The organism is Lacticaseibacillus camelliae DSM 22697 = JCM 13995, assembly GCF_001436615.1.
Taxonomy (GTDB): Bacteria; Bacillota; Bacilli; order Lactobacillales; family Lactobacillaceae; genus Lacticaseibacillus; species Lacticaseibacillus camelliae.
Map to the genome: position 1 here is coordinate 25,703 of NZ_AYZJ01000009.1, position 12,867 is coordinate 38,569.

Sequence of the window (12,867 nt, forward strand, 5' to 3'; positions counted from 1 at the left end):
TGCAACTGGGAAAAACAACGCTATCTGAAAGTAAGCAGTGCACGTCGCTTACACCCTCACTTGCGAATGTAATCCGCCCGGACAATGGCCATGTAATCCGCCTCCTGCGCTGGCGAAAACATGATGCCAGCCTGCCGCATGGCCTTACTGACGCCCAGCGACATCGTCTGCACCACATAGGCGACCGCCGTGACCCCTTGGATCAACAACTGGTAGTGCTGTTCCAGCACCGGCTGCAAGCTGGCGGCCTGCTCCGTGGTCAAGCTGGCGCTAAGGCTGATCAGATTGGCCAACACCAGGCGGCGCAGTTCGTCAGAGGTCGCTCCCCAGCTCACACTTTTACTTTGATCCCGCTGGCCGATCAGCGGCAGGCGCTTCTTTTTTGGTTTCAACCCCACAAGCGCTTGCGGCGCCGCACCGAGCACACGGCTCAGTTGACCGAGTTGACTGAGCGTCGGAACGATTTGCCCATTTTCCCACTGGGCTACCGTTCCAGGAGTGATTCCCAGCAACAGCGCAGTGTCTTCCTGCGACTTTCCGCTCGCAGCGCGTCCGGCGGCCAGATACTTCCCAATTGCAAAAGCCATGTCAATCTCCTTCGGCCCACCACGGCAGGCCTGCTTGGTTTACTTGCAGCACAGCGGCTGCATGGCTCATACCATAACACTTTTTGCCTGCCGCATTTGAACATGACGAAAGTGTTAGCTGCACTGCCGGCAGAAATATCATCGGGAAGCAGGTACCGCCAATGGCTTATGGCACCCTTTTTGGTAAAATAGTGTTACGGTATTTTTGTAAGCGTTTTAAAGAAAGGAAGCCATTAGCATGACAGTTTTTGCGGCATTTTCTAACGATGAGATTCTTGCCGACCTCAAAGCCAATGTGACCGCCGGCAGCGTGATCACCGACCCGGCCACCTTGAAAAAGCAGTCTTTCTCCCCCAACCTGACCGACGATGATTCCGGACTGGCCCTCGCCTTCATCGAGGCGCACAGCACCGCCGACGTACAAGGCGTGCTGAAAACCGCGCGCAAGTACCACGTTCCAGTCGTCACCCAGAACCGGTTCACCAGTACGGTGATCGGGGCGGACGGTATCGCCGGCAGTTTCATTCTGTCCACCGCCGGCATGAACCAGATCAAGGAGATCAGCAAGGCCGACTCGCTGGCCGTCGTCGAGCCTGGGGTCATCAACGGCGACCTCGACCAGGCCGCCCGTAAGCAAGGCATGTTCTACGCGCCTGATCCTGGGTCGAAGCCGATTTCCGGCATCGGCGGCAACGTCGCGACCAACGCCGGCGGCATGAGCACCGTCAAGTACGGGGCGACCAAGGACAACGTGCTCGGCCTCAAAGTGGTGCTGGCGGACGGCCGCGAGCTGAAACTCGGCGGCCGCACGCTCAAGCAGGCGTTCGGCTACGATCTGACCCAGCTGTTTGTCGGCTCTGAGGGCACTTTAGGCATCATCACCGAGATCACGGTCAAGCTGATGCCGATCCCGCTGGGAACGCCGGTCATGGGCATGGCCTTTTTCGAGAACATGACGGCCTTGGCCGAGGCCGTCGCCGAGATCCGCATCTCGGGCGTCTACCCGACGATGCTCGAGGCGATGGATCACCCGACCATTCAGGCCATTGATCAGTACGATGGCACCGACTACAGCAAGGAGTCCGGGGCGATGCTGATTTTTAAAATCGATAACGGCACTAAGCAGGCCATGGACGTGCTGAACGCGCTGCTGACCAAGCACGGGGCCCGCGACATCACCGTCACCGAGAAGCCCGAGGAGCAGGCCCAGCTGGAAAAAGTCCGCCGCGACATGCTCCCAGCCATTTTCACCGGCCAGAACCACATTATGGAGGACATGGCGATGCCACTGTCCCAGCTGGCGCCGATGATGGACTACATCAAGCAGGTCGGCCAAGACCTCGGCCTGAAGATCTACACGGCGGGTCACGCCGGCGACGGCAACGTCCACCCGTCCATTGTCTGGCCGATTGAAGAAAAAGGGGTCCCGGCCAAAGTCAGCCAGGCGTTGTCCTTGATGTTCAAGAAAACACTGGCGTTGGGTGGCACCATTTCCGGCGAGCACGCCGTGGGGATGCTGAAGAACCAGTGGAACAACGCCGAGCTCGGCGAGGATGTTGACATGCTCCAGCACCAGATCAAGGCGCTGCTGGATCCAATGAACCTGCTGAACCCGAAGCGCAAGATCAACTAGCCGCCAATTGGACGCAAAAGGCCGCTGCGATTTAATTTTCGCAGCGGCCTTATTGTGCGCTCAGGCCTCTTCAAGCACCTGACGCTCGATCATGTTGTCAATAATGAAATGATACTGCTCCACGTTATCAGCGGTCTTGTCGGATTTGAAAATGTTGATGGCCTTCAGCCCGTTGGCCGTGGTCACACCCATTTGAAAGCCGGACAGGTCGGCCTTGAAGGTCACCTTCAGCTTATTGGCCTGGGTGAACGGCGAATTCGGGTCCAGCGACCGCTCCAGCTGGAAGTTGCCGTTCTTCGTTTTCACAAACCCCAGGTCCATCAGCGTGTAACGCTTGATCTGCGGTGAAATCTTGTAGGTCTTCGGATCGCCCAAGACGGAACCAGTTGCCTGTAATGCCATAACTCCCACTCCCTGTGCGCACAGCGGCGCTTGTATTCGCTTTTATCTTACCATAATCGCCTATCCGGGGCCAAAGATTGCCGCGCAATCGTTGGCGTTTCACGCCGCGGGGTGCAGCCACCGCGTCAAGCCGGTCAACAGGACTCCCACCACCAGCGTCAGGGCAAGCGCGAGAAAAATGATGGGCAACCGGACTGCCGTGACGCCCAGCCCGACCCCAGCCAAGATCATGGTCACGACGGTGTTGCCCCCGATGGCCCAATTGACCTGCTTGCTGGCGGCGCTGGCCCAAAATGGTTTGGTGGTGCGGGTCATCAGGATGGTGAGCATTGCGCTAAACATCAGGAAGCAGAACAGCGCGGTGCTGATCTGAGCCGCGGTTTGCCCAACGTGGATCAGCCACAGCAGCCAGCCAAACCCGGCAAACGTCCACCCACCGGCGTAAAGACCGGCCGTTTTGCTCAATTTTTTCATGTCCCAGCGCTCCGGCTGGTGGCTGATCTGCGCGTGGTCGGTGCCCAGCACCAGCGTGACCAAATCGTTGAGCAGCGCGACTAGGATCATCGCATTCAAACTCAGCGGCAGGAAGCCGAAGATCAGGTAGCCGAACGTCAGCAGGATGCTGAGCTGAGCCGCCCGCGACAGCTTGGTGATGGTCCAGGTCATCATGCGTTTGTACACCCGGTGGCCGCTGTCCAGCACGTTGGTGATCGAACTCAATCCCGGCGTCAAAAGCACCATGCGCGCCGACCGCTTGGCCAAATCCACGGCGGTCGCAACCGCGATTCCCAGGTCCGCCTGCTTCAACGCGGGCGCATCATTCACGCCGTCACCGGTCATCCCGACGATATAACCGGCCTTTTGAAAATTGGTGACCATGGCCAGTTTATCCTCAGGGACGACATCGGCGATGCCGGCGAGGTCATCCAGCGGCTGATGCGGTGTTAGCTCAGAGATAGAAATCACGCGGCCGGGCAACCCGACCTGCTTGGCCACGGCCGCCGCTGTTTTCTGGTTGTCCCCAGTCAGCATCAGCACCTTGACGCCGTGGGCGCGGATCTCAGCGAGAGCTGCCGCGCTGTCCGCACGCGGCTGATCCTGCATGATGAACAACCCGACCATTTGGTCCGCGACTGCAACGGCGGTCGTGCGACCGGCGGAAAAATCAACGCTGGCAGGGAGCGTAAAAGCCGCCGTGATCTTGGTCAGCTGCTTCAGAGAGCCGAGCCGGACCATTTGCGGCCCTGCCTCAGTTGACACCTGAACTTGGGAGTAGCCAGTGCCGGAATCAAACGGCAGGTAATTGGTTTGTGTCAGTGGGGCAACCTGCTTTTGGCCGGCGTAATTTTGAATGGCCGCATCAATCACGCTGGGCTTGCGCTGGTCAGTCGCGGTCAGCGCCAATTGCAGGACAGTCTCATCTGGCTGCGCCGACAAGTTGTAAAAAGCCACCACACTGGGCTTGTTGGCCGTGATGGTGCCGGTTTTGTCGACCAGCAGCACGTTCATGTTGGCCGCCTCTTGAATTCCGGTCAAATCGCTGACCAGGACTTGTTGGCCGCTGAGCACCTTGGCCTCCACGGAGTTGGCCACGGCAAAACTGGAGGGCATGGCGATCGGAATCGTCGCGATCACCAGCATCGCCAAAAATGGCAACAGCGCCAGCAAACTCTGCCCGCGCACCAGGGTTGCCACAATCAGAATCACGGCCAGGACTGCATCCACCGCGGCCAGGTAGCCGATGATTTTGCCCAGCAGCTGCTGCAAGTGCCCAGGCGCCGAGCTTTTGTTGATGAGGCTGATGGTTTTGCCGGAACGACTGGCCTTCCCGGTGGCCGTGACGCGGCCCAAGGCGTGGCCGGCAGTCAGCTCGGTGCCGGCAAATGCGGCATCGCCGACGCGCCGAGACACGCCTTGGGCTTCCCCTGTGATCGAGCTTTCGTTGAGGTCGGCGTGGCCTTGGAGCAGGTTCACATCCGCCGGCACCAAGTCGCCTGAAGTCAAGCTGACGAGGTCGCCGACCACCAGCTCGCGCGCCGGCACCCGCCGCCACTGGCCGTCGCGCATAACGGTCGCCGTCAGCGTCAGCTGGTCGGTGAGCCCGGACAGAATTTTGGTCGCCTTGCGGTTCTGAACCGCGCCGTTCACGGCTGCAAACAGCAGCATGACGATGATGAAGCCGGCCTGAATGCCCTTGCCAAGGATAATTTCCAGCAGCAGTGCCCCTTCCAAGATCCAAGCGGAGGGTTCCCACAGGCGCTGCGCGATCGCCCGGGGAAAGCTGAAGGGTTTTTCCGCCACCTCGTTGGGCCCGTCCTTGGCCAAACGCGCCTTTGCTTCGACCTGCGTTAATCCAGAAAGAGTGCTTTTTTCCTCCGCCAATTCAATTCCTCCCTCAAAAATCCCCTAGTCACTACTTCCACTCTACGCTTTTGCCCCCAGCCACTGAAAGCCCGGCGCAGATTTTACCTTTTCTTTCAACTGGACACCAAAACACCGAACCCACAGAGACGCTGCGAATTCGGTGCTTTAGTCGTGCCTAAGCGTTGGCTTTCTTACGGAGCCGGTTGACGATTTTGACCAGGGCGTCGCTGAATTGCACGATGTCCATGGTGGTGTTGAACGCGCCGAAAGACACTCGGATCGATTCTGCGACGCGCGGTGAATCCGCGCCGTACATGGCGGTCAAGACGTGCGACGGCTCAAGCGAGCCAGCCGTGCAGGCGGAGCCACCTGAAATGGCAAATCCGGCCAGATCCAGGTTGGTCTGCAGCGCGTAGGTCGAGACGCCGGGCAGCCAGAGGTTGAATACGTGATTGAGCGCATCCGGCTTCAGCGGGCCGTTGACCTTGAAGTCCACGCCTGCGGCCTTAAGCGCGTGCATGATCTGCTCCTTGAAGCCGTAGTACTTGGCCTGCCGGTCTGCCTTTTCCTGCGACGTGATGAGGCGCACCGCCTCGGCAAACCCGGCCACGGCCGGTGGATTCTCAGTGCCCGCCCGGCGCTTCATTTCCTGCTCGCCGCCGCGCAAGAACGGTGGGAAGTTGATCCCGGTGCGCCGGTACAGGAAGCCGATACCCTTGGGGCCGTTGATCTTGTGGGCGGACACGCTCAGCATGTCCACGTGCAGTGCATCCACGTCAATGTCGAGCAGCCCGAACGCCTGGGTCGCGTCCGTGTGGAACCAGGCCTGGTGGTCGACAAGCCGCTCCCCGATTTGCTGTATCGGCATGCGCGAGCCGACCTCGTTATTGCCCATCATAATCGAAACCAAGATGGTGTCGTCATCCAGCGCGGCGTCGAAGTCGGCCAAACTGATCTCGCCTTCCTCGTTCACCGGCAAATAGGTGACCCTAAAGCCCTCTTTTTCCAGCTGCGCCATCGGCTTTAGTACGCTGAGATGCTCGATGGCCGTGGTGATGATGTGCTTGCCGAGCCCGGCCCGCGCGTGTGCCGTTTGCATGATGGCCGTGTTGTTGGCCTCCGTCGCGCCGCTGGTGATCACGATGTCATTGGGGTTGGCGTTGATACTTTTGGCCAGCACAGCGCGGCTGTCGTCCATGACGGCGCGCGCGTTGCGGCCGAACCAGTGGGTCGAGCTCGCATTGCCAAAATCAGACTGCATTTGCGTGGTCATGGTCTCGATGACTTTTTTTGCCATCGGAGTTGTGGCCGCGTTATCGAGATAGATGTGATCCAAATCTCTCGCTCCTTATTTCAAGTTGTGAATGTACGCCAGCAGCATCGCCGCCGAGCGTTTGCCCGCGTCAATAATGAAATCGTCAAAGTTGACCGAGGCGCTGTCATCGCCGTTGTCGCTCATCGCACGGATGATGACAAACGGCGTGTGGAATTCGTGCGCAACTTGGCCGACCGCGGCGCCTTCCATTTCGCTGGCCAACGCGTCCGGATACATGGCCAAAATGCGCTTGACGGCACTTTGGCTAGAAACAAACTCATCGCCGGACACAATCAAGCCAACGTGCGTCTTCAGGTCCGTCTCGCGCGCGGCCTGGGCAATGGCCTCAACCACCTGCTGATCAGCGTCAAAATAAAGGGGCTGCTGCGGCAGCTGGCCCGGCTTGTAGCCAAACGCCGTGGCGTCCACGTCGTGATAGGCGACCTTGCTCGAAATCACGACGTCACCGATGTTCAGCCCCTGGCCGATGCCGCCGGCCGAACCTGTGTTGATCAGCACATCCGGCTGATACTGGCTGAGCAGCACCGTCGCCGTCATCCCCGCCTGCACCTTGCCGATGCCGGATTCAACCACAGTCACCTCGGTGCCGTCAATGGTGCCGTGGTAATAATGCTGGCTGGCCACGACCCATTCTTCTTGATCTGCCAGCTTGGGCAGCAGCGTGCGGATCTCTTCTTCCATCGCGCAGATAACGCCTATCTTCATTAAAGTTCATCCCTTCTATGACAGTGAAAAAGCAACTGACTAATTGTACGCCAGGCGAGCGAAAATTACAGCTTAAACAGCACCAGCGCGACCACAATGAGCAGCACCACCACGATCCCGATCGCCCAGTTAAGGCGTTTTTTTAAGCTGTTGACCTTCCTGAAGGTCTGCTCGTCAAAATCGCCGCGGTGCGGCGCTTTCGGTGCCTTGTCTGGATCATGGGCCTGCTTGGCGTACTCGCGCTCGGTTTCAACGCGCTTGGCATCGCGCTTTTCGGCCTCGCGCTCGGCCTGCTTTTGCTGCTGACGGTACTCTTTGCGGGTTAACTCAGGCATCTTGCACCCCCTGAAGCGCCCAAAGCGCCAGGCCCAGCGTCGTTTTGGCGTCGCAGATCAAACCGTCCGCCTGGGCCTGTTTGGCCTGCGCCAGCGTCAGCCACTCACCGGTGACAAATTCGCCAACGTCCTGGCTGCGCTGCGCGGCTGGCGCGTGCAAGCGGCGGGCCGAAAACAGCGTCGTTTCGGCGTCGGAAAACCCTGCGCTTTGGTAAAAGTGCGTCAGCGGCGCCCACTCGTCAGCGGCCAACTGGGCCTCCTCATTCAGCTCGCGCTTGGCGGCTTCAAAGGGGGTTTCCCCAGGATTGATCTTGCCCGCCGGCAGCTCTATGGTCTCCTGGCCGATTGGGGTGCGCCACTGGCGGACAAACAGGGCCTTGTCTTGGTGTACGGCCAGCACCCCCGCCGCACCGGTCGTGTGAACCAGAGTCCTTTTCGCCATAGTATTGTCCTCCAGTCGTACTGTAAGCTGACTCAGCGTCAGGATCTGGTCCTGATAAATCTGCTGTCGTCCTTCGATTTTTTCCATCCGGGAGCCTTCCTTCTTGCCGCCTGGGCAGGCGTCATCAACCCTATGATACCAATGGCCGGCGAGAATACCAACGCCTTTAGAAATCCTTCAGGAAAGTCCATCGCAAGCCCGATATTTGGGGGTTGATAGTATGGTAAACTGAAGGCACGAAAGCATATTCAGGAAGTGAAAAACGTTGAAGAAACCAGAAAAACGCATCCGCTGGCTGCGCGTGGGCCTGTGGGCCGCGGCCGGCTTGGTGATTGGCTTGTTGACCCAGCACCTGTGGGTCGGCCTGTTCGTCATGGTGGTCTTCGCCGGGGCCCGGCTTGTCGGCGAGCTGAGCCGGCCGGTCGAGAAACCGGCCACCCCACCGATCACACCGGATATGGCCGCCCACTACGCTGAGTCCGGCCTGAGCGAAAGTGAGATCAACCTGTTTCGCGAGACAATGGACCAGGCGGCTGATGAGATTCACGAGTTCGAGGCCATCGCCGACCGCGTGCCGAAGATCAAGACCATTGCTGTGAACGCTGACCTGCTCGACATCATGCACGCCTACTTCAAGGCCATCGTGCAAACCCCCAAGAAGCTGGGCGCAGCCGGCAAGTTTATCTACGAGCAGCTGCCAAATGTGCTAAGCATCGCCCAGAAATACGAAACCATCACGCACCACGAGGTCAAAACGCAGGATACTTACGACGTGCTGACCACTGCGGCCAACACCCTGCGTGATCTCGCCGATACGATCAAGGACGGCTACAGCGAATTTGTGGAAAGCGATATCGATGACCTGGAAGCGGACATTGACTTGGCCAAAAAGCAGATCAAGCCGCGCCTGGCCGAATCGACCGACACCGTGGACCGCAGCATTCATTTAACACCAGAGCACGCCACCATCACACCAAAATCAGAAGAAACGGGGCAACAGCATGAGTGATGAAGAAGCAAAAACCACCGCACAATCGGCAGCCACCAGTACTGCCGCGGATTCAAACCTGGTCGCCGACCTGTTGAGCCAGCCGTTTGCGACCCAGACGCCCAGCAGCACCGCCGCGGCAGCGCCGGCCAGCGCCGCCAGTGATAATCCCACGGCCAAGCTGACCCCTGAGCAGGAGAAACAGGCGCAGGACCTGGCGGCACAAATCGACGTCAAAAATAATGACGGCGTGATGAGCTACGGCGCCCAGGCCCAGCAGCAGCTCGGCCAGTTTTCCCAGACGATGCTGGATAAGGTGCAAAGCCAGGACACCGGCGCGGTCGGGGACGCCCTTACCAGCCTGATGGCGCGCCTCAACGAGGCCAATCCGGACGAGCTGCGCGCCGAAAGCAACAACGTGTTCAAGAAGATTTTTGGCAAAGTGCGGCGCTCGATTTTTGAAATCACCGCCAAGTACCAGAAAATCGGTGCGCAAATCGACACGATCGCCGCGCGGCTGACCAAGGAGCAGCAAGGCCTGCTCAACGACAACAAGATGCTCGATGAGCTGTACGCCCAGAACAAAGCGTACTTTGACGCCTTGAACATCTACATTGCCGCCGCCAAGATCAAGCAGGACGAACTGCTGAACAAGACCATCCCTGCCGCCCTCGCCGACGCCCAGGCCTCCGGCGACCAGATGAAGGTCCAGGAAGTCAACGACCTCAAGCAGTTCGAAACCCGGCTGGAAAAGCGCGCGTACGACCTCCAGCTGGCGCGCGAGATCACACTGCAGCAGGCGCCGCAGATCCGCCTGATTCAAAACACGAACCAGGCCCTGGCGGAAAAGATCCAGGCCAGCGTCAATACGGCCATTCCGCTGTGGAAGAATCAAGTCGCCATCGCCCTGACCCTCCTGCGGCAAAAGGATGCAGTCACCGCGCAGCGCCAGGTCTCCGAAACCACCAACGACCTGCTCAAGAAAAATTCGTCAATGCTGAAGATCTCGGCCGTTGAAACCGCCAAGGAAAACGAGCGCGGCGTGGTCGATATCGAGACTTTGACCCAGACGCAAAACGATTTGGTCGACACCTTGCAGCAGACCCTGCAGATCCAGCAGGAAGGCCGGGCCAAGCGCCAGGCCGCAGAGCAGGAACTCGGCAAGATGGAGGAAGACCTCAAGAACCACCTGCTCGATTACACCCACGGCAACATGCAGGGCAAAAATCCAAAGGCCTAACAGCTTCTTGCAACCAGTCGCTCAAGCGGCTGGCTTTTTTTGTCTGGCAGACAAAAAACCGCACGCCTGTTGATCAGGGTGTGCGGTCGCATAACGGAAATTAATCTAACACCACCACGTGCTTGCCGACAAAGTGGCCGGATTCCAGGTTGGCCTGGGCCTCACCGACTTCTGAAAGCCCGTGATAGACCTTGGCGATTGGAACGCTCAGCTTGCCGGCTTTGGCCTCCGCCAGGACTTGGTTGAAGATCTTGGCCGGCAGGTCTTGGGCTTCACCGGCATAACTGGTCAAGAACTTGCCGCTGGGGATCATGAACGGTGAGAAGTGCTCGATTTCCCAGCCGCCGCCAAGCCCGCCAGTGAAGCAGAGCTTACCAGCTGGTTTGACCGCGCCAAAGGTGTCCGTCAGCGTCGTGGTGCCGACCAGCTCGAGCGCCTTATCCACGCCCTCAGGAAGCAGGTCGTGCACCTGAGCGGCAATGTGCCCGTCGTCGATGAGCACATGATCTGCGCCCATGGCCGTTAGTTTGGCCACCTTGGCCTGGCTGCGAGTCGTGGCGAGGACGGTCGCCCCCAGCATTTTAGCCAAGCCGATGCTCATGAGCCCGACTGTTGACGAACCGCCGCGAATCAGCACGGTGTCACCGGCCGTCAGGTTTAACCCCTTGTTCAGCGAGCCGTAAATCGTCTGCAGCATTTCCGGCAAGGCGCCAACAAGGTCCCAGTCAAGATCAGTCTCCAGCGGAATCATTGCCGCATGCGGCACCAGGCAATACTCGGCGTAAGAGCCGTCAATCGCACGGCCGAGGCCGTCCATCATCATCGCCACTTTCTGGCCGCGCTGGTACGGTGAGTCGGCAGCCGGCGTGTCGATCACGCCTGTGCCTTCAATTCCCAGAATTCGGGGATACTGGAAATCGCCATCGGATTCGCCCTTGCGGCTGGTGACTTCCGACTCATTCACACGAAAGGCCTTGACCTGCACCACGTCAAACCCCGCCTTGGCCTCTGGCTTTGGCACCTCAACGGGTTTCAGCGCACTGGCCTCACACGGCCCAGTTAATCTAATTGCTTGCATATTCGTTTCCTCCTTGGTTGTCTGATTGGACAATGCTTCTGGTTCAACCAATTAATCCAGCGCGTACTCGAGCCAGCCGTACGGCGTTGCGCCTTGCGCCACCACCGCGTCATGGTCATTGATCTGCCACAGATGCGTGCTCGGGTGCAGCCCCGCGGTCTGGCAGAACTGGTTCAGTTCGTTAAGCCCACGGGTGATCCCGTCCAGCGTGTTGGCAACGCGCACGCGAACATACCGGCCCGCCGGCTTTTTGATCAGCGGCAGCAAGGTTTCGTCAGGCTTGCCCTGCGTTTCTTTAAGGATCCGAAATGAGGCGTCCATGTACCCTGCCGGATCCTCAACCGGCAAATCGGTTAAATACCCTGAAGTGGCCGTGTTCATCAGCGCCAGCGCGTCCAGCTTCTGATAAAACTCTGAAAACAGCTGAGCGACCTCTTCTTCGGTGCAGTCCACCGCCTTGCGGGAGCACCAGAATGTTGCGGACTTCAGCGTCGCGACCACCGGCGCGTATAACTTGCCGGCCGGCGCCTTGCCGGGCCGCGTCAGCCGCTGCTGAATCACCGCCTGCACGCGCTGCAGATCCTCGATCTGACTGGTGATTTTGGCCTGGGCTTCCTGCAGCTGCGGGATGGCCTGCCGGTTGTCGGCGGACCTAATGGCCTTGATCTGATCAAGCGACAGCCCAATGTGGCGCAGGCCAAGGATGGTCATCAGGTCGTACAGCTGCGAATACTCATAGTACCGATATCCCGTGTCGCTCACCTTCGCCGGCTTAAAAAGCCCCTGCTCATCGTAAAAAATCAGGGTTCGTCTGGTGGTATTGGCTAACTTGGCCATTTCACTAATTTTGAGCATGGCACTGTCCTTTGGGTTGACTGTCACGTAACGGTATGGTTTATAACTAGTGTAACACAGTGATTCAGGCCGGCATTTTGCCGTGCAACTGCCACCGACAACCTTAGAATAAACTGTGACGCCACCTGACAGTCAAGCCATTTTACCTCAAATTGCCAACCGCTTTGATTAACTCGCTACCTTGATGACTCCCCGAAAGAAGGACGACTATGACCACCTTACAACACTCAATTCAAGACACGATTTTTCACAATCGCCAGCCCGACGCCAAAAAGCTGGCCGCCTATGGGTTCAAACAGACCGGTACCGGCTGGCGCTACCAAACTGCGTTGGTCCCGGGCTTCAGCCTCACCGTCAACATCGATGGGAAGACGATCACCAGCCCGGTGACTGACCAGGAATCGGGCGACTTGTACACCCTCCACCTGGACCCGGCCAACTCGGGGATGTTCATCGGTCAGATCCGCGGGGCCTACATCGCCGCCTTGACGGCAATCTCAAAGGACTGCTTCGTGCCGACCATGTTCGACGCCGGGCAGATGAAAAAAATTACCGCGGCCATCGACGAGGCGTTCGCTGAACAGCCTGAATACCTGTGGAAGCAGTTTCCCAACAACGCAATCATTCGCCGCAGCGACAACCGCAAGTGGTACGCCTTGATGGTCAAGGTGACCCCGGACAAAGTCGGCCTGACCGGCGCTGACCCCATTGACATTCTGGTGCTGCGCGCCGACCCACAAGCCATCGAAACGCAGCTGAAAAACGGTCAGGCGCTGCCAGCCTATCACATGAACAAGAAGCACTGGCTATCCTATCAGTTGGACGCCGGTACCCCACTCGCCACCTTGATGGCCCGAGTGAAGGCCAGCCGCGACTTAGCCAAGTGATTCCCACAAAATCAA

The 12,867-nt window shown here is 58.7% G+C and carries 13 protein-coding genes; 4 read left to right on the forward strand and 9 right to left on the reverse strand.

Annotated features, from left to right (window positions below; all coding sequences use genetic code 11):
• Window positions 1-56 precede the first annotated feature (56 nt).
• A complete protein-coding gene (locus FC75_RS01240) occupies window positions 57-587 on the reverse strand; it encodes a helix-turn-helix domain-containing protein (RefSeq protein WP_056988896.1) in 531 nt (176 codons plus the stop codon).
• 238 nt (window positions 588-825) lie between these two features.
• Between FC75_RS01240 and FC75_RS01245 the strand changes: the two genes are divergently transcribed.
• Window positions 826-2,220 (forward strand): FAD-binding oxidoreductase, encoded by a 1,395-nt coding sequence (locus FC75_RS01245; RefSeq protein ID WP_054664633.1) that lies wholly within the window; start codon window positions 826-828, stop codon window positions 2,218-2,220.
• A gap of 60 nt (window positions 2,221-2,280) precedes the next feature.
• Here FC75_RS01245 and FC75_RS01250 read toward each other — a convergent pair whose 3' ends face one another.
• The 6 genes from FC75_RS01250 to FC75_RS01275 form a co-directional block, all read right to left on the reverse strand.
• Window positions 2,281-2,622, reverse strand: a complete 342-nt coding sequence (locus tag FC75_RS01250; RefSeq protein WP_054664636.1) for a DUF1831 domain-containing protein — start codon at window positions 2,620-2,622, stop codon at window positions 2,281-2,283.
• 99 nt (window positions 2,623-2,721) lie between these two features.
• The gene (locus tag FC75_RS01255; protein ID WP_056988898.1) at window positions 2,722-5,004 is read right to left on the reverse strand and encodes an HAD-IC family P-type ATPase; all 2,283 of its coding nucleotides are present in this window, start codon (window positions 5,002-5,004) and stop codon (window positions 2,722-2,724) included.
• Between the two features lie 157 nt (window positions 5,005-5,161).
• Window positions 5,162-6,322, reverse strand: coding sequence for a cysteine desulfurase family protein (locus FC75_RS01260; protein ID WP_054664639.1), 1,161 nt, complete (start codon window positions 6,320-6,322; stop codon window positions 5,162-5,164).
• 12 nt (window positions 6,323-6,334) lie between these two features.
• Complete coding sequence (locus tag FC75_RS01265) at window positions 6,335-7,027, reverse strand: 5'-methylthioadenosine/adenosylhomocysteine nucleosidase (protein ID WP_054664642.1); 693 nt, start codon at window positions 7,025-7,027, stop codon at window positions 6,335-6,337.
• A 65-nt stretch (window positions 7,028-7,092) separates the two neighbouring features.
• A complete protein-coding gene (locus tag FC75_RS01270; RefSeq protein ID WP_056988900.1) occupies window positions 7,093-7,362 on the reverse strand; it encodes a hypothetical protein in 270 nt (89 codons plus the stop codon).
• The gene (locus tag FC75_RS01275; protein WP_054664645.1) at window positions 7,355-7,891 is read right to left on the reverse strand and encodes an NUDIX hydrolase; all 537 of its coding nucleotides are present in this window, start codon (window positions 7,889-7,891) and stop codon (window positions 7,355-7,357) included. Before FC75_RS01275 ends, FC75_RS01270 begins: the two co-directional genes overlap by 8 nt.
• Before the next feature lie 178 nt (window positions 7,892-8,069).
• Here FC75_RS01275 and FC75_RS01280 point away from each other — a divergent pair, with 178 nt between their 5' ends.
• Both FC75_RS01280 and FC75_RS01285 read left to right on the forward strand, forming a co-directional pair.
• Window positions 8,070-8,813, forward strand: coding sequence for a 5-bromo-4-chloroindolyl phosphate hydrolysis family protein (locus tag FC75_RS01280; protein ID WP_054664648.1), 744 nt, complete (start codon window positions 8,070-8,072; stop codon window positions 8,811-8,813).
• Window positions 8,806-10,032, forward strand: a complete 1,227-nt coding sequence (locus tag FC75_RS01285; protein WP_056988902.1) for a toxic anion resistance protein — start codon at window positions 8,806-8,808, stop codon at window positions 10,030-10,032. The genes FC75_RS01280 and FC75_RS01285 overlap by 8 nt, the downstream gene beginning before the upstream one ends.
• Before the next feature lie 100 nt (window positions 10,033-10,132).
• Here the strand turns inward: FC75_RS01285 and FC75_RS01290 are convergent, their stop codons facing one another.
• Window positions 10,133-11,110 (reverse strand): zinc-binding dehydrogenase, encoded by a 978-nt coding sequence (locus FC75_RS01290; protein ID WP_056988904.1) that lies wholly within the window; start codon window positions 11,108-11,110, stop codon window positions 10,133-10,135.
• Between the two features lie 51 nt (window positions 11,111-11,161).
• Complete coding sequence (locus FC75_RS01295; RefSeq protein ID WP_054664652.1) at window positions 11,162-11,965, reverse strand: MerR family transcriptional regulator; 804 nt, start codon at window positions 11,963-11,965, stop codon at window positions 11,162-11,164.
• Between the two features lie 209 nt (window positions 11,966-12,174).
• Between FC75_RS01295 and FC75_RS01300 the strand changes: the two genes are divergently transcribed.
• On the forward strand, window positions 12,175-12,852 hold the full coding sequence (locus FC75_RS01300) for an MmcQ/YjbR family DNA-binding protein (protein WP_054664655.1): 678 nt from the start codon (window positions 12,175-12,177) through the stop codon (window positions 12,850-12,852).
• Window positions 12,853-12,867 lie beyond the last annotated feature (15 nt).

Excerpts from the sequence above, each read along its gene's own strand:
- FC75_RS01240 (WP_056988896.1), bottom strand. The coding sequence starts at position 587 with ATGGCTTTTGCAATTGGGAAGTATCTGGCCGCCGGACGCGCTGCGAGC.
- FC75_RS01250 (WP_054664636.1), bottom strand. The coding sequence starts at position 2,622 with ATGGCATTACAGGCAACTGGTTCCGTCTTGGGCGATCCGAAGACCTAC.
- FC75_RS01275 (WP_054664645.1), bottom strand. The coding sequence starts at position 7,891 with ATGGAAAAAATCGAAGGACGACAGCAGATTTATCAGGACCAGATCCTG.
- FC75_RS01265 (WP_054664642.1), bottom strand. The coding sequence starts at position 7,027 with ATGAAGATAGGCGTTATCTGCGCGATGGAAGAAGAGATCCGCACGCTG.
- FC75_RS01270 (WP_056988900.1), bottom strand. The coding sequence starts at position 7,362 with ATGCCTGAGTTAACCCGCAAAGAGTACCGTCAGCAGCAAAAGCAGGCC.
- FC75_RS01300 (WP_054664655.1), top strand. The coding sequence starts at position 12,175 with ATGACCACCTTACAACACTCAATTCAAGACACGATTTTTCACAATCGC.
- FC75_RS01285 (WP_056988902.1), top strand. The coding sequence starts at position 8,806 with ATGAGTGATGAAGAAGCAAAAACCACCGCACAATCGGCAGCCACCAGT.
- FC75_RS01245 (WP_054664633.1), top strand. The coding sequence starts at position 826 with ATGACAGTTTTTGCGGCATTTTCTAACGATGAGATTCTTGCCGACCTC.
- FC75_RS01295 (WP_054664652.1), bottom strand. The coding sequence starts at position 11,965 with ATGCTCAAAATTAGTGAAATGGCCAAGTTAGCCAATACCACCAGACGA.
- FC75_RS01290 (WP_056988904.1), bottom strand. The coding sequence starts at position 11,110 with ATGCAAGCAATTAGATTAACTGGGCCGTGTGAGGCCAGTGCGCTGAAA.